The sequence below is a fragment of the Actinomyces procaprae genome, from assembly GCF_004798665.1.
GTDB classification, from domain to species: domain Bacteria; phylum Actinomycetota; class Actinomycetes; order Actinomycetales; family Actinomycetaceae; genus Actinomyces; species Actinomyces procaprae.
Genome location: NZ_CP039292.1, coordinates 2,015,229 through 2,035,136, shown reverse-complemented (window position 1 = coordinate 2,035,136; position 19,908 = coordinate 2,015,229). Strand labels below are relative to the sequence as shown.

The window sequence follows — 19,908 nt, the reverse complement described above, 5'->3', positions numbered from 1 at the left end:
CAGCAAGCGACCCTGCGTCGCTGTCAATTGCCAGGCAGAGGCGGTACGCACGTACCCCTCGATTCACCCGGCTCCACTCAGGTCGCGGCGTCGGTAGGCCACCAGGCCGACGGCGGTACCGAGGACGCCGATAGCCGTCTGCACCGCCAGCGGTACCCAGTCCGGGTCGCCGACGACGTCGAGGTAGTGCCCGAGCACGCTCAGGTCCTGCGCCCAGGTCGGCAGGTCCATCATGCCGCCCAGCAGCCTGGCGAAGGCGCTCCAGGCGATCACTGCCCACACGAGGCCAAAACGTCGCGGCGCCACGCCGACCACCGCCAGGGCGATGCCGATCGCCGCCAGCACTCCGGGCAGCTGGGTGACGGTGAACACGAAGGCCCGCGCCACGGCATGATCCTCGGTCACCTGCGTGGCCGTGACTGCGGCCAGCACGGCCCCACACAACACCAGCAGAATCGCCCCCACCGCTGCCGCCGAGACTGCCTGCATCAGGAACAGGCGCCGGCGCGGCACCCCGACGGCGGCCTCGGCCTCCACCAGTCCGGCGGCCTCATCGGCGGCGAGCCGACCCGCCTGCCCAGTCGCCGCCACCGCGATCAGCAGCACCATCATCACGGTCATCAGCGACATGAACTGTTCCATCATGTCGGCGCCGGCCTGTACCAGCATGTTCACGTATTCGGCGATGCGCTCGTCCCGCATCATCTCCAGGATGCCCTCGGTCGTAGAACCGAACAACGCCGCGAAGCAGACCACCGCCGCCGCCCATGCCAGTGTTGTGCGTGTGGACAGGCGCGTGAGTAGGTCGGCGTAGCCGTGGATCCGCCAGCGGCGCCCGCTGGTGGCCCGGTCGGGCAGGTAGCCGCCGGCATACTCCCGGTGGGCGTACAGGGCTCCGGCCGCCGCCACTAGGACAACGCATATCGCCGCGCATGCCGCCAGTGGCATGGGGTCGTCGTCGGTGTAGGGGGCGACCAGATCGCGCCAGCCCAGGGGTGTGAGCCACCGCAGCCAGGTGAGCTCCCATTGGTCGGCGGCCACCCGCACCATGAAGGCAACCCCAACACATGCCAGGGCCAGCGGGCGGGCGCCGGCGGCGCTGCGCGCCAACTGGCAGGCTACGGCGGCCAGGCCTGCGAAGCCCCAGCCGACGACGGCGGTCACTCCGGCCAACGCCCATCCGCCCGCCGCTGGAAGCGACTCGATCTGCGCGGCCTCGGCCGCGAGCGTGCCGCCCACCAAGGCGGCCAGGACGCCGACCGCCGCCCAGATAACCAGCACCGGGGCGAGGAAAGGTACCCACCTCCCAGTGCCCGCGCTCCGCAAAAGTTCGATCAGACCCTCGTCCTCATCCGCGCGTAACAGGCGGCAGGTCAGCAGCACCGCCATAAGCGCGGTGCACACCAGCAGGTAGGTGGCCCCCTCCCACTGCACCAGCTGGCCGATGGTGCCCGGGTCGGGGAGCTCGCCGTACAACAGGCGCGTGCCCGGGGAGGCCCGCAGCGCCTCGACCACCGCATTGCCGCCCGCACCACCGGCGTCGCCAGCTGCGGAGAAGTAGGCGTCCTGATAGGCCGGCGCGAAGGACGCCATGCCTAGCCACAGGGGCAGTATCCAGGCGAGCGCCTGCACCCGCAGCCTCCTGGCGGTCAGGCGCAGGGCGCGGCCCAGGCCGCGCAGGTCGTTGCGCAGGTTCATCCGCGCACCTCCTCGTAGTGACGCAGGAACAGGTCCTCCAGGCTCGCCGGCCGGCAGATCACGTCGGTGGCTCCCTGCGCGGCGACCGCCGCCAGTACCGCCGGTACCCGGGCGGCGCCCACCTGCACGCTCAGGCGGCCGTCCTCCACAGTCAGCTCGTCCTCCAGCTGCGGCAGCGACGCGGCTATGCCGCGCAGCAGATCCGCGTCACCGCCGACCTCGATCTGGGTACGGGCAAGCTGCTGTAGCCGGGACAGGTCGCCCTGCTCCACCACACGGCCGTCCTTGATGATCGTCACGGCGCTACACAGACGCTGCACCTCGGCGAAGATATGGCTGGACAGCAGCACGGTGCGCCCCTGGGCCGCGGCCCGGGTCACCTCATCCATGAAGACCTGCTCCATCAGGGGGTCCAGGCCGCTGGTCGGCTCGTCGAGAATCAGCAGGCTTGTTGGTGCGGCCAGTGCCGCCACCAGCGCCACCTTCTGCCGGTTGCCCTTGGAGTAGGTGCGCACCTTCTTGCTCGGGTCCAGGGCGAAGCGCTCGATCAGCTCCTCCTCCCGGGCGCGGTCCCGCCTGCCGCGCAGGCCCGCCAGGGCGTCGAGCGCCTGCCCGCCGGTCAGGTTCGGCCACAGCGCCACATCCCCGGCCACGTATGACACCTCCCGGTTGATTCGCGGCGCCTCTCGCCGCGGGTCGCGCCCCAGTACACGCACCGTGCCGCCGTCGGGGTGATACAGCCCCAGTAGGGCGCGGATGGTTGTGGACTTGCCCGCCCCGTTCGGGCCGAGGAAGCCGTGCACCTGCCCGGCGGCGACCTCCAGGTCCAGGCCGTCCAGGGCGGTGAAGCGCCCGAAGCGCTTGACCAGGCCCTGAACCCGAATCGGGGTTCCGGACGGATTCGTGGCGCCGACGGCGCGGCCCCTGTCTTTGCGTGTTGTCATCAATGGTGTCCTTTCATGAGAGTGCGGGTGGTGGGATCGGGATCAGGGACGGCCCGGAGCAGGAGCCGCTTACAGCGCGGGCTCGTCACCGGCCAGGCGCCGAATGACGACGGCGAAGTCCGGATCGGCCAGGAGCAGCTCCAGGAAACGGTCGAGGTACAGGTGCTGTGCCGGTCCGGTGTAGGTATCGGTGATCATCTGGGTCAGCCGCCAGGTGGTGCGACCCGGAGATCCGGTCGGAAAGTCGGAGAATGCGGCCAGCGCCGTAGACCGGTGCCGGAGGGTGTACTCCCAGGTCTCCTCGGCCAGGTCGAGGGCCGCGGTGCGGGCTTCCTCTCCGCCCAGCTGCTCCAGGCGGGCGATCTGGGCGTAGATGCGTACGCCCGCCTCCCACTCCGCGGCATCCAGCTCGGCCAGGAAGGTGCCGATGCTGTCGGGGACCAGGCCCAGGGCGGCCAGCGCCGTCACCACCTGCCGTTCGGCCCGCAGTCCGCGGCTGTTCAAGCCCTCCTCCTCCAGGCGTGCCTGCACGGCGTCGTAGAAGCGCACCAGCAACTGGGGGATCGGCTCCAGCCCCTCACCGTCCTCGACTCGGGCGATCAACTCGTCGATACGGGCCTCCTGCGCCTGCAGCTCGCGGCGGCGCGCAATAACCGTGTCCCTAGTGGCCCGCAGGCTGTGCAGCACCGCTTCCCGGTCGGCGCCACCCGGATCCTGGGCGAGCACCTCGGCGATCTGCGCCAGGGGCAGCCCGCCGTCGGCCAGCCAACGGATCCGCATGAGCCGGGCCAGGTGTGCCAGCCCGTACTCCCGCCGCCCGCGCACGGTCGGCGGCACCGGCAGCAGTCCCAGGCGGTGGTAGTGACGCACCGCCCGCGGGGTGGTGCCGGCCAGGTCGGCCATCTCCTTGATGCGCATGCACCCATCCCAGCAGGTGACGTAACGTCACCGTCAAGGCCCGCCGGTCTCCGCCCAGGAGAGGTGCGCAGGCGGGCCCACGCCGCGCGGGCCGCTGCTGAGACGATTTCGGGCCCTGGCGCGGCGCGGACTAATCTGGCCCCGGAGATTCCCGACTCATCTGGTGGAAGGCAACCGCATATGACTGACGCCCCCGGCGCTCTCTCGCCAACGGACGAGGCCGGCGTCAACGCCCTCGTCGTCCAGGCCATCGACGCTGTCGACGCCGCCGCCGACCTCGCTGCGCTGAAGGAGGCCCGTTTGACCTACGTCGGCGACGCCTCCGCTCTGGCCCTGGCCAACCGGGAGATCGGCCGACTGCCCGACCGTGCCGCCAAAGCCGCCGCCGGCAAGCTGCTCGGCGGCGCTCGCGGCCGTATCTCCGCCGCCCTGGCCGCCCGCCAGGAGGTACTCGAGGCCGAGGCCGAGGCGAAGATGCTGGCCACCGAGGCCGTCGACGTCACCGTCCCCACCGACCGCACCGCCGCCGGCGCCCGCCACCCACTGGACGTCCTCATCGACGAGGTCTCCGACTTCTTCACCGCCATGGGCTGGTCGATCGCCGAGGGACCGGAGGTCGAGCACGAGTGGTTCGACTTCGACGCCCTCAACTTCGACGCCGACCACCCAGCCCGCCAGATGCAGGACACCTTCTACGTCGACGGCGCCTCCGTGGGCGGCGCCCCGGGCGCGACGGCGAACCTGGTACTGCGCACCCACACCTCGCCGGTGCAGGCGCGCGTGATGCTGAATCAGGCCCCTCCCATCTATGTGGCCTGCCCCGGTAAGGTCTTCCGCTCCGACGAGCTGGACGCCACCCACACGCCCGTGTTCCACCAGGTCGAGGGCATCGCCGTGGACAAGGGCCTGACCATGGCACACCTGAAGGGCACCCTGGACCACTTCGCCCGTGTCATGTTCGGGCCGGAGGCACGCACCCGGCTGCGGCCGTCCTTCTTCCCCTTCACCGAGCCCAGCGCCGAGATGGACCTGTGGTTCCCGCAGAAGAAGGGCGGACCCGGCTGGATCGAGTGGGGCGGCTGCGGCATGGTCAACCCCAATGTGCTGACCGCCTGCGGTATCGACCCGGAGGTCTACACCGGCTTCGCCTTCGGCATGGGCCTGGAGCGCACCCTCATGCTGCGTCACGGCATCGCCGACATGCACGACATCGTCGAGGGCGATATCCGCTTCTCCCAGCAGTTCGGCACCACCGGAAGGGGTAACTGACATGCCGTACGTCCCGATCGAGTGGCTCCGCGAGCACGTAGACATCCCTGTAGGAACGAGCGCCGCGCAGCTGGCCGCCGACCTGGTCAAGGTCGGACTGGAGGAGGAGCGCATCGTTCCCCCCGCCGTCACCGGCCCCCTCGTCGTCGGCCGGGTGCTGACCCGTGAGGCCAAGGAGCAGAAGAACGGCAAGGTGATCAACTACTGCCGCGTCGACGTCGGCCAGCACAACGACGCCCCCGGAACCGGCAAGGAGCCATCCGAGCTGCCCAGCCGTGGCATCGTGTGCGGCGCCCACAACTTCGAGGCCGGCGACCACGTGGTGGTCTCGCTGCCCGGAGCGGTCCTGCCCGGCGACTTCACCATCGCCGCCCGCAAGACTTACGGGCACATCTCCGACGGCATGATCTGCTCCGAGCGGGAGCTCGGCCTCGGCAACGACCACTCCGGCATCATCGTGCTCGAGCGCTGGCTGGCCGCCCACGGTCGCGACGGCGAGGAGATCCCCGCCCCGGGTAGTGACGCCATCGGCCTGCTCGGACTGGGGGAGGAGGTCCTGGAGATCAACATCACCCCGGACCGCGGCTACTGCTTCTCCATGCGCGGCGTGGCGCGCGAGTACTCCCACGCCACCGGGGCCGCCTTCACGGACCCGGCCGACGCCACCAACCCCGAGCGCTTCCCGCAGGGAATCGTCCCGGCCGGGGCGGACGGCTTCCCCGTGCGCTTCGCCGAGGACACCGCCCCCATCCACGGCCGCCCGGGCGTGGACCGCTACGTCGCCCGCGTGGTGCGCGGCATCGACCCCTCCGCCACCTCCCCGAAGTGGATGCAGGACCGCCTGATCGCCGCCGGCATGCGCCCGATCAGCCTGGCCGTGGACGTGACCAACTACGTGATGCTGGATCTGGGCCAGCCGCTGCACGCCTTCGACCTGAACAAGCTGGCCGCCCCGATCGTGGTGCGCCGCGCCCGGAAGGGGGAGCCCCTCACCTTCCTCGACGAGGTCACCCGCACCCTGGACGGCGAGGACCTGTTGATCACCGACTCCCCGTCCGGGGAGGGCTCCCGGCCGCTGGTGCTCGCGGGCGTGTTCGGCGGCGCGGAGACGGAGATCGACGCCGAGACCACCGACGTGCTCATCGAGGCCGCCCACTTCGACGCCGTGTCCATCGCCCGCTCCGCCCGCAGGCACAAGCTGCCCACCGAGTCCTCCAGGCGCAACGAGCGCGGCGTGGACACCGAGCTCGCTCCCGTGGCCGCGCAGCGTGCCGTGGACCTGCTGGTCCAGTACGGCGGCGGCACCGCCGATGCGGTAGCCACCGACGTCAACCGCACCGTCGCGCCGCAGCCGATCACCATCCGCGCCGACGCCGCGCAGCGCCTGACCGGCGTCGCCTACGGCACCGCCCGCGTCACCGAACTGCTGCGCGCCATCGGCTGCACGGTTGAGCCGGCCGGAACGGACGCCGACGGCGTGGAGCTCCTCGCGGTCACCCCGCCCACCTGGCGGCCGGACCTGGTGGGCGCCGCCCACTTCGCGGAGGAGGTCGCCCGCCTGGACGGCTACGACAACATCGCCTCCATCGTGCCGGTGGCGCCTGCGGGGACGGGCCTGACATTCCGGCAGCGCGCCCGCCGCGACGTGGTGCGCATTCTCGCCGACGCCGGCCTCACGCAGGTGCTGTCCTACCCGTTCATCGGCGATGCGCACGACCGTCTCGAGCTGCCCGCCGACGATCCGCGCCGAGCGGCGATGCGCCTGGCCAACCCACTGGCCGACGACGCCCCGCTGCTGCGCACAAGCGTGCTCGACTCCCTGCTGGAGGTGGCCCGCCGCAACGTCTCCCGCGGTCTGGAGGACCTTGCCGTCTTCGAGGTCGGCAGTGTCACCCACCCCGCCGGGACCGTGCCGGCGCCCATCCCGGGCGTGGACCACCGCCCCTCCGAGGCGGAGATCGCCGCGCTGAACGCCGGCATCCCGGCCCAGCCCACGCACGTGGGCGTCGTCCTGGCCGGGGACCGGGAGCGCGCCGGCGTGCTCGGTGCCGCCCGCCCCTGGGACTGGGCGGACGCCATCCAGTTGGTGCGCACCATCGCCGCCGCGCTGGGCGTCGCTGTCGAAGTGGCCGCCCCGCAGGCTCCCTACGCGCCCTGGCATCCCGGACGCACCGCTGAGGTGCGGCTTCCCGCTGTCCGGCAGGGCCGCGAACTGGTGCCCGGAGCGCTGATCGCCCACGCCGGCGAGCTGCACCCGCGCGTCGCCCGTAACCTCGGGCTGCCTCCCCGGGCCTGCGCCGTCGAACTCGACCTGGAGCCGCTGCTGGCGGCCGCCGCAGAAGTCGGCGTCCTCCAGGTGCGTCCGGTGTCCACTTTCCCGGCCGCGAAGGAGGATGTGGCCCTGGTCGTGGACGAGTCGGTCACCGCCGCCGCGGTTGAGCAGGTGGTGCGCGAGGCGGCCGGGGACCTGGCCGAGGAGGTACGCCTGTTCGATGTCTTCCGTGGCCCGCAGCTCGGGGAGGGGCGCAAGTCCCTGGCCCTCTCCCTGCGACTGCGTGCGGCAGACCGGACCCTCACGGCTGAGGAGACCGCCGCGGTGCGCAAGCGCGTGGTCAAGCGTGCCGCCAAGCGTCTTGGTGCCGAGCTGCGCGCATGAGTGTGGGGGTGGTCACGGATGGTCGTTCCGATGCGTGACGCGCTGCGGGAAGCCGACCCGCACGGCGATACTGAGGCCATGAAGATCCTGCTCACATCATCCTCCCGCCACGGCTCCACCGACGAGGTCGGTGCGGTCATTGCGCAGGAGCTGCGAGCCGCGGGCCACGACGTGGACCAGGCCCATCCCGAGGACGTTACCGACGTCGCGGGATATGACGCCTTCGTGCTGGGAAGCGCCGTGTACATGACGCGCTGGACCCCCGAGGCCGTCGACTTCACCGAGCGTTTCCATGAGGAGCTGCAGTCCCACCCGGTGTGGGCGTTCTCGGTGGGGCTGTCCGGGCTGCCCAAGGGCAAGATCTCCGATCCGCACAGGATCGGCCCGGTGCTGCTGTCCATCGACCCTGAGGACCACGTCACTTTCGCCGGACGCTTCAACCCCTCCGCACTGACGCTGCGTGAGCGCTCGATCGCCCGCATGGGCGGCGCCTCTGAGGGGGACTTCCGTGATCTGGATGCGGTACGTGAGTGGAGCAGGTCGATCGCCGAGGCCCTGGCAGCGCACTGAACCAAGCCGGTGGCTCGCTGGGGCGCGGCTGCGCGCGTGCTGTGAGTAAGCCGACTCGGCTGCGCCCCGAGCCGGTTGTGCATATGTATCCAGTCGGATGTATGGTTTCCGGGTGACTTGGACAGCAGCGGTCGCCGGAGCGACCGGGTACGCCGGCGGAGAGGTGCTTCGCCTTCTTGCCGCCCATCCCGAGATCGAGATCGGCAACGTAACCGCCAACGCCTCGGTCGGCACCCGCCTGGGGCAGCACCACCCCCACCTGATCTCCCTGGCCGACCGAGAGGTCACCCCGACCGACGTCGAGCACCTGGCCGGGCACGACATTGTGGTGCTGGCGCTGCCGCACGGCGTCTCGGGGGCCATCACCGCAGCCCTGGAGGAGGCCCCCGGCCCGACCCCCATCCTCGTGGACTGCGGCGCCGACCACCGGCTCACCGACGCCGCCGCCTGGCAGCGGTTCTACGGCACCGACTACGCCGGCGCCTGGACCTACGGCATGCCCGAGCTGCTGCATGACGGTGAGGGGGCCGCCGCCGCACAACGCGCCGAGCTCGCCTCCACCCGCCGCATCGCCGTCCCCGGCTGCAATGTCACCGCAGTGACTCTCGCCGCCCAGCCAGGCATCGCCGCCGGACTCATCGACCCCGCCCGGATCAGTACCGTCCTGGCCGTGGGCTACTCCGGGGCCGGCAAGGCCCTCAAGCCACACCTGACCGCCTCCGAGGCCCTCGGCTCCGCGCAGCCCTACGCCGTCGGCGGCACCCACCGGCACATTCCCGAGATCATCCAGAACCTCCAGGTGGCCGGTGCCGCCCCCGGGGCCGTCCGGCTGTCCTTCACCCCGGTGCTGGTGCCCATGAGCCGTGGCATTCTCGCCACCGTGACCGCGCCGGTCACCGAGGCCGTGCGCGCAGCGGACAATCCGGGCGCCCTCCTGCGCGACGCGTGGCAGCGCGTCTACGGCGGCACCGGCGGCGGTGAGCCCCTGATCCATCTGCTGCCCGAGGGCACCTGGCCCGTTACCGGCGCCGTCACCGGTACCGGCCTGGCGACCGTCCAGGTCGCCTACGACGCCGCAGCGGAGAGCGCCGTCATCATCTGCGCCATCGACAACCTCGGCAAGGGCACCGCCTCTGCCGCCATCCAGTCCCTCAACCTCGCCCTCGGCCTGCCCGAGGTCACCGGGGTCATCACCGAAGGAGTCGCCCCGTGAGCGTCACCGCCGCCGCCGGTTTCCGCGCCGCCGGGATCAGTGCCGGGCTCAAGGAGTCGGGCAAGCGCGACCTCGCCCTGGTGGTCAACGACGGCCCCCTGGATGTAGCCGTAGGCGTGTTCACCACTAACCGGGTCGCCGCCGCCCCCGTGCAATGGTGCCGCAGCGTGTTGGCGGGGGGACGCGGCCGGGCCGGCGCCGCCCGTGCGGTGATTCTCAACTCCGGCTCGGCCAACGCCTGCACCGGCCCCCAGGGCGCCGCCGACACGGCTGCCACCGCCGACCGCGTCGCCGAGCTGCTGGCCGACGATCACCCGGGCATACAGGCGGGCCAGGTGCTGGTGTGCTCCACCGGTGTCATCGGCGTCCCACTGGATATGACGGCACTGCTGGCGGGGGCCGCCACCGCAGCCCAGGCACTGGACACCACGGCGGAGGCGGGACATGCAGCCGCCACCGCGATCATGACCACGGACACGGTCTCCAAGGAGGACACCCTCCACCTGGACGGCTGGACCATTGGCGGCATGATCAAGGGCGTGGGCATGCTCGCCCCCGGCCTCGCCACCATGCTGTGCGTGATCACCACCGACGCCGTCGTCGATGCCTACACCGCCCAGTCCGCCCTGTCCCGGGCCGCCGCCCGCACCGTGGGCCGCATCAACTCCGACGGCTGCATGTCCACCAACGACACCGTGCTGCTGCTCGCCTCCGGTGCCTCCGGGACGACCCCGACGGCGCAGGACTTCGGCGCCGCCGTCCAGGAGCTGCTGGGCCGCCTCGGACGCCGGCTGGTGGCCGATGCGGAGGGCGCCACCCACGACATCGCCATCACCGTCACCGGCGCGGTCACCGAGTCCGCGGCGGAGGTGGCGGCCCGCACCGTCTCGGCCTCCAACCTGCTCAAGTGCGCCGTGGCCGGGGAGGATCCCAACTGGGGGCGCGTCGTCTCCCAGCTCGGTACTGTTCCCGAGGCGTTGTGCCCCTTCGACCCCGACGCCGTGGATGTAGCCATCAACGGGGTGACGATCTACCGCCACGGCGCCCTCGGCGAGGACCGCTCCACCGTGGACATGACCCCGCGCGAGACCCGCATCGACATCGCCCTGAACGCCGGCGACGCCGCGGCCACCGTCTGGACCAACGACCTCACCCACGGATACGTAACCATCAACGCGGACTACACGACATGACCACTACGCTTCCCGCTTCGTTGACTCCCACCCAGAAGGCCTCCGTCCTGCTTGAGGCCATGCCCTGGCTGCGCGCCTACAAGGGCGCCACCATCGTCATCAAGTACGGCGGCAACGCCATGGTTGACGAAGACCTCAAACGCGCCTTCGCCCAGGATGTCCTCTTCCTGCACCAGGTGGGGCTGCGGCCCGTCGTCGTCCACGGCGGCGGCCCCCAGATCAGCGCCATGCTGGCGCGGCTCGGCATCGAGTCCGAGTTCAGGGGCGGGCTGCGCGTGACGACTCCCGAGGTCATGGACGTGGTGCGCATGGTGCTCACCGGGGGCGTGCAGCGTGAGCTGGTGAGCCTGCTCAACGAGTTCGGCTCCGCCGCCGTGGGCATCTCCGGAGAGGACGGCGGCCTGCTGCGCGCCCGCCAGCGCCTGGCCACCGTGGACGGTGAGAGCGTCGACGTCGGCCTGGTCGGCGACGTCGTGGAGGTCGACCCCCGCTCCGTGATCGAGCTGCTCGACCAGGGCCGCATCCCGGTCGTCTCCTCGGTCGCCCCCCTGGTCGCCGACGCGACAACGGTGCTCAACGTCAACGCCGACACCGCGGCCGCGGCCCTCGCCGTCTCCCTGAGGGCACAGAAGCTCATCGTGCTCACAGACGTGGAGGGCCTGTACTCCAACTGGCCGGAGAAGGACTCGCTGGTCTCCCGCATCGGCGCCGACGCGCTCGAGGCGCTCCTGCCCGAACTGTCCAGCGGCATGGTCCCCAAGATGGAGGCCTGCCTGCGGGCCGTGCGCGGCGGCGTCGGGCAGGCCCACGTCGTCGACGGGCGCCAGCCCCACTCCATGCTGCTGGAGATCGTCACCGACGACGGCGTCGGCACCGTGGTCCATCCCGATGTCATTCCGCAGTCGCGCACGAAAGGAGGCGCCACGCTATGACCAGCCCCGAACCCGATTTCACCGCAGCCACGGCTACCGGCACCAATGAGAGTTGGCGAGGCCGCTACGCCGACGCGGTCATGAACACCTTCGGCACGCCCTCCCGCGTGCTCGTGCGCGGACGGGGCGCCCATGTCTGGGACGCCGACGGCAACGAGTACGTCGACCTGCTGGCCGGCATCGCGGTCAACTGCCTGGGCCACGCCCATCCGGCCCTGGTCGCCGCGGTCACCGAGCAGCTGGGCACCCTGGGACACATCTCCAACCTGTTCACCTCACCGGCGCAGATCACCCTTGCCGAGAACCTGGCGGCACTGGTGTACCCGGAAGCGCACGGCGATGCCCGGGTGTTCCTGGCCAACTCCGGCGCGGAGGCGAATGAGGCGGCCTTCAAGATTGCCCGGCGCCATGGCGGCCCCTCCCGCCCCCGTGTGCTCGCCCTTGAGGAGGCCTTCCACGGCCGCACCATGGGCGCGCTGGCACTGACGCACAAGGCCGCCTACCGCGAGCCCTTCGAGCCCCTGCCGGGTGGGGTGGAGTTCATTCCCGCCGGTGACGTCGACGCGTTGCGCGAAGCCATGGGTGATGATGTTGCCGCCCTGTTCGTGGAACCCATCCAGGGGGAGGCCGGGGTACGCCCGTTGCCGGCCGGTTACCTGGAGGCCGCGCGGGAACTCACCTCCGCGGCGGGTGCACTGCTGATCCTCGACGAGGTGCAGACCGGCATGGGCCGCACGGGTGCCTGGATGGCGCATCACCTGCTCGCCCCCGGCGTGGTCCCGGATGTGGTCACTCTCGCCAAGGGGCTGGGCGGGGGAATGCCGATCGGCGCCACCGTCGCAGTCGGCGCCGCGGCCGGGCTACTCGGGCCGGGCCAGCACGGCACCACCTTCGGCGGCAACCCGGTGGCCGCGGCCGCGGCCCTGGCCGTCATCGACACGATCCGCTCACAGCGCCTGCTTGAGCGGGTCACCGAGCTGGGGGACCGGTGGGCGGCTGAGCTGGCCGCCGTGTCCGGCGTGACCGAGGTACGCGGAGCCGGCCTGCTGCGCGGGATCGGTCTGGCAGACGCCGTCGGCCCGGCTGCGCAGGTTGCGGCCGACCTGGAGCGGCGCGGCTTCATCGTCAACCCGCCCCGGCCGGACACCCTCCGGCTGGCACCGCCCCTGATCCTGTCCGACGACGACGCCGACGGCTTCACCGTGACACTGGCCGACGTCCTGGGCGGGCGCGCGGCGGCATGACGATGGCCCACGACGCACCCGCCCTTGACGGTGCCGGCACGCCCTCGACCAAGGCGGCCCGGCACGCCCTGATCGCCCGGATCCTCGGCCACGAGCGCATCCACTCCCAGGCGGAGCTGCGTGAGGCACTGGCCCGGCACGGGGTGACCACCACGCAGGCGACGCTGTCGCGCGACCTGGTGGAACTGCGCGCCACTAAGGTCCGCTCAGTCGGCGGAACGCAGGTGTATGCCATCCCCGAGGCCGGCGCCCCCGGCCAGGTCCCGCCCATCGGCGGTGACGATGAGCCCCTGACCGAGCACACCACCGCCCGCCTGGCCCGCTGGTGCGCCGACCTGGTGGTCACCGCCGAGTGGGCCGGCAACCAGCTGGTCCTGCGCACCCCTGCGGGCGCCGCCCAGCTGCTGGCCGGCGCGGTCGACGACGCGATGCTTCCGGGTGTGCTCGGGTGCATCGCCGGGGACGACACCGTGCTGGTGATCACCCGTTCCGAGGCGGTGGCCGCAGATGTGGCCGCGCACCTACTGGCCCTGGCCGGCCCGGGTCCGCACGGCTGATCCCCGGCCCGCCCCACCGCACCCGAAGCATCCACTCCAAACTTGTCTTCTATCGGACACCACAGAGAAAGAAACAGAACACATATGAGCAAGCACCAGGACCGTGTCGTCCTCGCCTACTCCGGGGGCCTGGACACCTCCGTCGCGATCGGCTGGATCGGTGAGCAGACCGGCCGAGAGGTTGTTACCGTCGCGGTCGACGTCGGCCAGGGCGGTGAGGACCTGGAGGTGATCCGCCAGCGAGCTCTCGACTGCGGTGCCGTGGAGGCCTACGTGGCCGACGCGCGCGAGGAGTTCGCCGAGGAGTACTGCATGCCCGCGTTGAAGGCGAACGCGCTGTACGAGGGCAAGTACCCGCTGGTGTCCGCCTTGTCTCGTCCGGTGATCGCCAAGCACCTGGTGCGGGCCGCCCGCGAGTTCGGTGCCAGTACTGTCGCCCACGGCTGCACCGGCAAAGGCAACGACCAGGTCCGCTTCGAGGTGGCCATCACCTCCATGGCCCCGGATATGAACTGCATCTCCCCGGTGAGGGACCTCGCCCTGACCCGCGACGTCGCCATCGAGTACGCGGAGAAGCACGACCTGCCGATCGAGACCACCAAGCACAACCCCTTCTCCATCGATCAGAACGTCTGGGGCCGTGCCATCGAGACCGGCTTCCTCGAGGACCTGTGGAACGCGCCCACCAAGGACGTCTACGTCTACACCGACGACCCCACCTACCCGCCGCTGCCCGACGAGGTCGTCATCCACTTCGAGCAGGGCGTGCCCACCGCGATCGACGGCAAGGCGGTTACCCCGCTGGAGGCGATCCAGGAGCTCAACCGCCGCGCCGGCGCCCAGGGCGTGGGCCGTATCGACATGGTTGAGGACCGGCTGGTCGGCATCAAGTCCAGGGAGATCTACGAGGCTCCCGGCGCCGTCGCGCTCATTGAGGCACACCAGGCGCTGGAGTCGGTCACCCTGGAGCGCCTGCAGCGCCGCTACAAGCGGCAGCTGGAGCAGACGTGGAGCGAGCTCGTCTACGAGGCCCAGTGGTACTCGCCGCTCAAGCGCTCCATGGACGCCTTCATCGAGGACACGCAGTACTACGTGACCGGTGACATCCGCATGGTGCTGCACGGGGGCCGTGCCACGGTCAATGGGCGGCGGACCGAAACCGGCCTGTACGACTTCAACCTGGCCACCTACGAGACCGGCGACACCTTCGACCAGTCCTCCTCACGGGGTTTCATTGAGATCTACGGCATGCAGTCCAAGCTCGCCGCCGCCCGCGATGTGCGCCTGGGACGGGGGGTCTCCTTCTAGCGCCCCGGCGGCGCACAAGCACGCCGCTACACGTCACGGTCTTGCCACCGATGGTCGGCGTCCCTCCACGGGGCGTCGGCCATCGGCATACCAGTGGGGCCAAGAAGCCGCCCGCCGTGCACCGGTAGTCGTGCGCGTCGGCGCTCCGGCGATTGAAATCGCTCCGCATTCCGGCTCGCGAACTAACAGATGCGGTTACGCTACGGCAACAGCAGGCCGCTGCGGTCGGTGCCGCAACGAGCCCCTGTGACAACCGCATGTCCCGAACGGCCGCCCGGGCCCGGATACGGGGACGAGTACGAGGAGGAGAGCGTGTCAGCTAAGGCCCACGCCCCAATGGCGGCCGCGGTGCGCGGTTCACGCCGCCCGCTGCTGCCGGCCGTGGGAACCTGGGCGTTCTTCCTGACCTTCTCCGGACAGGGAGTGCGCAACGTCGTCGGCTGGTGGGCCTTCGGCCTGATTGCCGCGGTCAGCGGCATCGTGCTCCTGCTCGTATTCCTGTACGAGGGGCATCGGGTTCCGTGGCGCGCACTGCCGCCGGTGACGAGCGCCTACGTAGGCGTCTGCGTGCTGAGTGTCCTGTGGTCCCAGTATCCGGAGGAAACCGCGCTGGCGGCGCTGCTGATGGTGGCCACCAGTGCTGCGGGTGTGCTGCTCGCCTGCGGATTGTCGCTACGGCAGATGACCGACGCGCTCAGCCGGGCCCTGGAGGCCACGCTCGTGCTGAGCCTGTTGCTGGAGGCCTGGGTCGCACTGGTGCTGCGCCATCCGCTCATTCCGCTGTACATGCGGGACTGGGACGAGGTCCCGATCTCCTACTACTGGGTGAACGGCGACCTGGCCCGCGGGGGACCGATTCAAGGAATCGTCGGTAACCGCAACCCGTTGGCCTTCATCGCCCTGCTCACCCTGCTGTGCGTCGCGGTGCGCTGGGCCGACCGGCGGGTGCGGCCGCTGGGACTGGCGGTGTGGACGGCGTTGTCCGTGCTGGTGCTGGTGCTCACCGGCTCGGCGACCGTATCCGTGGCGCTGGTGGTGTGCGTCGCCATATGCCTGCTGCTCTGGCTGGTGCGGCATGCTCCCGTGCGCCTGCGCCCGGTCCTGCTGATGACGGCGGCGGCTGTGGGGGTGGCATTGGTCGCCGCTGCGATCGGCCTGCACTCGCAGGTGACGGCGGTGCTCGGACGCAGCGCGGACATGTCGGGACGCTGGGAGATCTGGCAACGGGTTCTGGACCTGTGGGAGGAGCACACCATCCTGGGGTGGGGCTGGATCATGTACTGGGTGCCGTGGCTGCCCGTTTTCGCCACACTGGTGGTCCGTCCGGACGGCACCCCGACTATGAGCGCGCACAACGCCTACATTGAGGCACTGTTCCAGACCGGCGTGGTCGGGGCGGCGCTCGTGGTGGTGCTGGTGCTGCTGCTCCTGTTCCGCTCCTTCCGGCTGGCTCTGCGCAACATCGACTCCGACGCCTCGGTGCTGCTGCCCGCGCTGCTCATGACGGCGCTTACGGTGCAGTCCTTCACCGAGTCGCGGCTGCTCAGCGAGGGCAACTGGGTGCTTGTGTGCGCGCTGGGCACGTGGCTGGGCCTGCACCGCCTGTACGAGCGCAGCCGTAACGGCATGCACTCAGGTGCTGCGGCAGCAGGCCCTCGTCTTGAGGACCCGGGACCGGTCCACGCCTCGGGCCGGCTCACGCTCACCCACTCCGATACGCCATGATGGCCCCATGACGAGTCAGCCGAGCCAGTCCCCCTCCGCCCCCGCGACTCCCGCAGCCCCCGCCGGCATCAGCCTGTGGGGCGGGCGCTTCACCGGCGGTCCCGCCGATGCACTGGCGGCCCTGTCCGTCTCCACGCACTTCGACTGGCGCCTGGCCCGCTACGACATCGCCGGCTCGCGTGCGCACGCCCGCGCCCTGCGCGCCGCCGGCCTGCTCGACGACGCCCAGTTGGACGGCATGCTGGACGCCCTGGGCGATCTGGAGGACGACGTCGTCTCTGGCGCCTTCGCCCCGACGCCCGCCGATGAGGATGTTCACACCGCGCTTGAACGCGGGCTGATGGAACGCGCCGGGGCGGATCTGGGCGGCAGGCTGCGTGCGGGCCGCTCCCGCAATGACCAGATCGCCACCCTGATCCGCATGTACTTGCGCGATCAGGCCCGCCACCTGGCCGGGCTGGTCCTCGACGTCGTCGACGCCCTCGTCGACCAGGCAGCCGCCGCCGGCGAGGCCATCATGCCTGGGCGCACCCACATGCAGCACGCCCAGCCGGTGCTGGTCGCCCATCAACTGCTCGCCCACGCCTGGCCGCTGATGCGCGACGTCGAGCGGCTGCAGGACTGGGATGCGCGGGCCGCCGTCAGCCCCTACGGATCGGGCGCCCTGGCCGGCAACACACTCGGGCTCGACCCCGACGCCGTCGCCGCCGACCTGGGCTTCGACGCCGCCTGCGAGAACTCCATCGACGGCACCTCCGCCCGTGACACGGTCGCGGAGATGTCCTTCATCCTGGCCATGACCGCGGTGGACGTCTCCCGCCTGGCAGAGGAGATCGTCATCTGGAACACCAAGGAGTTCGACTTCGTCACCCTCGACGACTCCTTCTCCACCGGTTCGTCCATCATGCCGCAGAAGAAGAATCCCGACGTCGCCGAGCTGGCCCGGGGCAAGGCCGGCCGCCTCATCGGCGACCTGGCCGGGCTGCTGGCCACCCTCAAGGCCCTGCCGCTCGCCTACGACCGCGACCTGCAGGAGGACAAGGAGCCGGTCTTCGACGCCGTCGACACGCTCGCCGTGCTGCTGCCCGCCGTGTCCGGCATGGTCGCCACCATGCGCCTGAACTATGAGCGCATGGCGCAGTTGGCGCCGCAGGGCTTCTCCCTGGCAACCGATATCGCCGAGTGGCTGGTCAAGCAGGGGGTTCCCTTCCGCGAGGCCCACGAGCTCTCCGGTGCCTGCGTGCGCGCCTGCGAGGGGCGCGGCATCGAGCTGTGGGACCTGACCGACGCTGACTTCGCCGCCATCGATCCGCGGCTGACGCCGCAAGTGCGCAGCGTGCTCTCCGCCGAGGGATCCGTCGCCGCCCGGGCCGGCCACGGAGGAACCGCCCCGGTGCGCGTGGTCGAGCAGTTGGCTCGCGCCGTCGAGCACTCCGCCGAGCTGCGCGTGTTCTCCTGGGAGGGCTCCCTGCTCGACGGTCCCGCCGACGCCGGGGCGGAGCCCGGCGGGACCACCGTCCGGGAGTCATAGGGACGGGCGCATGACGTGGTCGGAGGCGGTGGGGACGGAGTCTCCCCACGATGACCCCGCCGGCGCGCCGGGCGTGCCCGCGGACATCGCCCGGCTGCTTGCCGACGACCCGGTCGACGTGGCTCCGCGGCTGCTCGGCGCGGTGCTGACCACCAACTCACCGCAGGGTCTGGTGTCGGTGCGCCTGACGGAGGTCGAGGCCTACCGGGGTGAGGCGGACCCGGGCTCGCACGCCTACCGCGGCCGCACCGCCCGCAACGCCTCCATGTTCGAGGCCGCCGGCGCCATCTACGTCTATTTCACCTACGGCATGCACTACTGCGCGAATATCGTCTGCGGCCCCGCCGGGTGCTCCCGCGCCGTACTGCTGCGCGGCGGGGAGGTTGTGGACGGACTCGACCTGGCGCGCCGGCGTCGGCCCGCCGCCCGCACCGACCGCGACCTGGCACGTGGGCCGGCCCGCCTGTGTCAGGCACTCGGCCTGACCCGGGACGACGACGGCGTCCGGCTCGGTCCGGCGGGCTCCCGCGTGGTCCTGACGCTGCCCGTACCGGGAGGCGCACCGGACCCCGCTTGTATCTGCACCGGCCCGCGCACCGGTGTGTCCGGCTCCGGCGGAGACGGCGTCGCCTACCCGTGGCGCTTCTGGATCGACGGCGAGCCGACGGTCTCTCCCTACAAGCCCGCGCGTCCACGCAGCCGGGGCGGGAGCAGACGATGAGCGCCGCAGGCACCGCGCATTCCAACCGCTACTGGAACCACAATGCGGCCTTCCACAAAGAGCTCGTGGCGGACGCCGCCCGCCGCGGCGGGCGGGCCCTGGACGTGGGCTGCGGTGAGGGACTGCTCATGGAACGGCTCGCAGCCGTGTGCGACCAGGTCGTCGGGATCGAGACCGATCCGGATACCGCGAGCCGTGCTCGCGCGCGCCTGACCGGGCTCCCCGGAGCCGATGTGCGGCAGGCGGACGTGCTGGCGCCGGGCGCGACCGACTGCCTTGGAGAGTTCGACACCGTCACCTGCGTGGCGGTCCTGCACCACCTGCCGCTGGAGGCGGGGCTGGAGCAGCTGGCCGCACTGGTCGCTCCGGGAGGTCGGCTCCTGATCGTCGGGCTGGCCGCCAACGCCTCTGCCTGGGATTGGGCGCTGAGCGCCATGAGCGTGGTACCCATTCGGATCGCGAGCCTGCTGCACGGCGAAAGGCGCGATGTCGGTGTGCCCACGGCGCCGGCGCGCGAGTCGCTGCAGGAGATTCGCGCGGCGTCCGCCCGGATCCTGCCGGGGTCCCGGATGCGTCGTCGCTTCTACTGGCGCTACTCACTGGTCTGGGACCGCCCGAGGGGGGCGGGGCAATGACCGGCGACCCACTGCCGGTGCGCGACCTACTGACGCTCCCGCACGCCGCGCTGGGGGAGACTCCGGTATGGCCCGCGCGGACCCCCTTCGAATACGTGTGCGGGATCGTACTGGTGCAGAACACCGCCTGGACGAATGTCGAGCGCGCCCTTGCGCTGCTGTGGGAGGCCACCGGATTCGAGGCGGACAGGCTGCTGCGCCTGACCGACACGGAGCTGACCGCGCTCATCCGCCCGGCCGGCTTCATGCGGGCCAAGTCGCGTGCGCTGCGCGCCTTCGCCGCCTGGATGCTGTCCGCGGACGGGAAGGCCGCGGTGGAGCTGGACGACGACGCCCTGCGCGCCGCGCTGCTGTCCTTGCCCGGCATTGGGCCGGAAAGCGTCGATGTGGCGGCGCTCATGGTCTATGGCAGGCGTCGTTTCATCTTCGACGCCTACGGGCGGCGTCTGCTACGACAGGCCGGCTACGCCGTCGGCCACGACTACGAGACCACCAGGAAGGCCCTGGAGTCCCACATCGATGCCGAGGGACTCAGCCATGCGGAGCTGGTAGACCTGCACGGACTGATCATCGAAGCGGGCAAGCGCGCCCGGGCGGCCGGCGGGTGGGAGGCCTACGGCCCCACGATCGGCATTGCCGTGGCGCGGCCCCGATAGATATTGCGTGCATCCAGAGGATGTACCGGGGATGAGGCGCCGATCTCGGGGGAGGCGCATGTCCGCTCTCCTGACACTTCGTCTGGCATGCGGCACGGCCGTGGCAGACTAGCCCGCGCCGGGCAACCGCCCCGGCCC

At 71.1% G+C, this 19,908-nt stretch carries 17 protein-coding genes; 14 read left to right on the top strand and 3 right to left on the bottom strand.

The features are described from left to right. Nucleotides 1–63: 63 nt before the first annotated feature. The 3 genes from E4J16_RS08170 to E4J16_RS08160 all read right to left on the bottom strand — a co-directional run bounded on the left by E4J16_RS08170 (nucleotide 64) and on the right by E4J16_RS08160 (nucleotide 3,560). Nucleotides 64–1,698 carry an ABC transporter permease gene (locus E4J16_RS08170; protein WP_136313734.1) on the bottom strand — a complete coding sequence of 545 codons (1,635 nt, stop codon included), beginning with the start codon at nucleotides 1,696–1,698 and terminating at the stop codon, nucleotides 64–66. Beyond that, nucleotides 1,695–2,642: an ABC transporter ATP-binding protein gene (locus E4J16_RS08165; protein WP_136313733.1), complete on the bottom strand. Its 948-nt coding sequence runs from the start codon at nucleotides 2,640–2,642 to the stop codon at nucleotides 1,695–1,697. Before E4J16_RS08165 ends, E4J16_RS08170 begins: the two co-directional genes overlap by 4 nt. A 69-nt stretch (nucleotides 2,643–2,711) precedes the next feature. Continuing rightward, nucleotides 2,712–3,560 (bottom strand): MerR family transcriptional regulator, encoded by an 849-nt coding sequence (locus tag E4J16_RS08160; protein WP_136192186.1) that lies wholly within the window; start codon nucleotides 3,558–3,560, stop codon nucleotides 2,712–2,714. A gap of 180 nt (nucleotides 3,561–3,740) precedes the next feature. Between E4J16_RS08160 and pheS the strand changes: the two genes are divergently transcribed. From pheS to E4J16_RS08090, 14 genes are all read left to right on the top strand, one after another. Continuing rightward, entirely contained in the window at nucleotides 3,741–4,829 is a 1,089-nt protein-coding gene (pheS, locus tag E4J16_RS08155; protein WP_136313732.1) for a phenylalanine--tRNA ligase subunit alpha, read from the top strand. A 1-nt stretch (nucleotide 4,830) separates the two neighbouring features. Continuing rightward, on the top strand, nucleotides 4,831–7,485 hold the full coding sequence (gene pheT / locus E4J16_RS08150; RefSeq protein WP_136313731.1) for a phenylalanine--tRNA ligase subunit beta: 2,655 nt from the start codon (nucleotides 4,831–4,833) through the stop codon (nucleotides 7,483–7,485). A gap of 78 nt (nucleotides 7,486–7,563) precedes the next feature. Then, entirely contained in the window at nucleotides 7,564–8,055 is a 492-nt protein-coding gene (locus tag E4J16_RS08145; protein ID WP_136192458.1) for a flavodoxin domain-containing protein, read from the top strand. A gap of 112 nt (nucleotides 8,056–8,167) precedes the next feature. Further along, nucleotides 8,168–9,268 carry an N-acetyl-gamma-glutamyl-phosphate reductase gene (argC, locus tag E4J16_RS08140; protein ID WP_204519769.1) on the top strand — a complete coding sequence of 367 codons (1,101 nt, stop codon included), beginning with the start codon at nucleotides 8,168–8,170 and terminating at the stop codon, nucleotides 9,266–9,268. Then, a complete protein-coding gene (gene argJ / locus E4J16_RS08135) occupies nucleotides 9,265–10,461 on the top strand; it encodes a bifunctional glutamate N-acetyltransferase/amino-acid acetyltransferase ArgJ (protein ID WP_136192182.1) in 1,197 nt (398 codons plus the stop codon). The genes argC and argJ overlap by 4 nt, the downstream gene beginning before the upstream one ends. After that, on the top strand, nucleotides 10,458–11,393 hold the full coding sequence (gene argB, locus E4J16_RS08130; protein WP_136192181.1) for an acetylglutamate kinase: 936 nt from the start codon (nucleotides 10,458–10,460) through the stop codon (nucleotides 11,391–11,393). Before argJ ends, argB begins: the two co-directional genes overlap by 4 nt. Then, nucleotides 11,390–12,637, top strand: a complete 1,248-nt coding sequence (locus E4J16_RS08125; protein WP_136313729.1) for an acetylornithine transaminase — start codon at nucleotides 11,390–11,392, stop codon at nucleotides 12,635–12,637. The genes argB and E4J16_RS08125 overlap by 4 nt, the downstream gene beginning before the upstream one ends. A 2-nt stretch (nucleotides 12,638–12,639) precedes the next feature. Next, on the top strand, nucleotides 12,640–13,194 hold the full coding sequence (locus tag E4J16_RS08120; protein ID WP_187271420.1) for an arginine repressor: 555 nt from the start codon (nucleotides 12,640–12,642) through the stop codon (nucleotides 13,192–13,194). Between the two features lie 84 nt (nucleotides 13,195–13,278). Continuing rightward, nucleotides 13,279–14,502, top strand: coding sequence for an argininosuccinate synthase (locus E4J16_RS08115; protein WP_136192178.1), 1,224 nt, complete (start codon nucleotides 13,279–13,281; stop codon nucleotides 14,500–14,502). Between the two features lie 312 nt (nucleotides 14,503–14,814). After that, a complete protein-coding gene (locus E4J16_RS08110) occupies nucleotides 14,815–16,227 on the top strand; it encodes an O-antigen ligase family protein (protein WP_240038074.1) in 1,413 nt (470 codons plus the stop codon). 7 nt (nucleotides 16,228–16,234) lie between these two features. Beyond that, nucleotides 16,235–17,758, top strand: a complete 1,524-nt coding sequence (argH, locus tag E4J16_RS08105) for an argininosuccinate lyase (protein ID WP_136313728.1) — start codon at nucleotides 16,235–16,237, stop codon at nucleotides 17,756–17,758. A gap of 10 nt (nucleotides 17,759–17,768) precedes the next feature. Continuing rightward, nucleotides 17,769–18,479 (top strand): DNA-3-methyladenine glycosylase, encoded by a 711-nt coding sequence (locus E4J16_RS08100; protein WP_136313727.1) that lies wholly within the window; start codon nucleotides 17,769–17,771, stop codon nucleotides 18,477–18,479. Continuing rightward, a complete protein-coding gene (locus E4J16_RS08095) occupies nucleotides 18,476–19,114 on the top strand; it encodes a class I SAM-dependent methyltransferase (protein ID WP_136313726.1) in 639 nt (212 codons plus the stop codon). The genes E4J16_RS08100 and E4J16_RS08095 overlap by 4 nt, the downstream gene beginning before the upstream one ends. Continuing rightward, nucleotides 19,111–19,770, top strand: a complete 660-nt coding sequence (locus E4J16_RS08090; RefSeq protein WP_136313725.1) for an endonuclease III domain-containing protein — start codon at nucleotides 19,111–19,113, stop codon at nucleotides 19,768–19,770. Before E4J16_RS08095 ends, E4J16_RS08090 begins: the two co-directional genes overlap by 4 nt. Nucleotides 19,771–19,908: the final 138 nt, after the last annotated feature.

Excerpts from the sequence above, each read along its gene's own strand:
- E4J16_RS08165 (WP_136313733.1), bottom strand. The coding sequence starts at position 2,642 with ATGACAACACGCAAAGACAGGGGCCGCGCCGTCGGCGCCACGAATCCG.
- E4J16_RS08095 (WP_136313726.1), top strand. The coding sequence starts at position 18,476 with ATGAGCGCCGCAGGCACCGCGCATTCCAACCGCTACTGGAACCACAAT.
- E4J16_RS08170 (WP_136313734.1), bottom strand. The coding sequence starts at position 1,698 with ATGAACCTGCGCAACGACCTGCGCGGCCTGGGCCGCGCCCTGCGCCTG.
- argH (WP_136313728.1), top strand. The coding sequence starts at position 16,235 with ATGACGAGTCAGCCGAGCCAGTCCCCCTCCGCCCCCGCGACTCCCGCA.
- pheT (WP_136313731.1), top strand. The coding sequence starts at position 4,831 with ATGCCGTACGTCCCGATCGAGTGGCTCCGCGAGCACGTAGACATCCCT.
- E4J16_RS08160 (WP_136192186.1), bottom strand. The coding sequence starts at position 3,560 with ATGCGCATCAAGGAGATGGCCGACCTGGCCGGCACCACCCCGCGGGCG.
- argB (WP_136192181.1), top strand. The coding sequence starts at position 10,458 with ATGACCACTACGCTTCCCGCTTCGTTGACTCCCACCCAGAAGGCCTCC.
- E4J16_RS08145 (WP_136192458.1), top strand. The coding sequence starts at position 7,564 with ATGAAGATCCTGCTCACATCATCCTCCCGCCACGGCTCCACCGACGAG.
- E4J16_RS08125 (WP_136313729.1), top strand. The coding sequence starts at position 11,390 with ATGACCAGCCCCGAACCCGATTTCACCGCAGCCACGGCTACCGGCACC.
- pheS (WP_136313732.1), top strand. The coding sequence starts at position 3,741 with ATGACTGACGCCCCCGGCGCTCTCTCGCCAACGGACGAGGCCGGCGTC.
- E4J16_RS08090 (WP_136313725.1), top strand. The coding sequence starts at position 19,111 with ATGACCGGCGACCCACTGCCGGTGCGCGACCTACTGACGCTCCCGCAC.
- E4J16_RS08120 (WP_187271420.1), top strand. The coding sequence starts at position 12,640 with ATGGCCCACGACGCACCCGCCCTTGACGGTGCCGGCACGCCCTCGACC.
- E4J16_RS08115 (WP_136192178.1), top strand. The coding sequence starts at position 13,279 with ATGAGCAAGCACCAGGACCGTGTCGTCCTCGCCTACTCCGGGGGCCTG.
- E4J16_RS08100 (WP_136313727.1), top strand. The coding sequence starts at position 17,769 with ATGACGTGGTCGGAGGCGGTGGGGACGGAGTCTCCCCACGATGACCCC.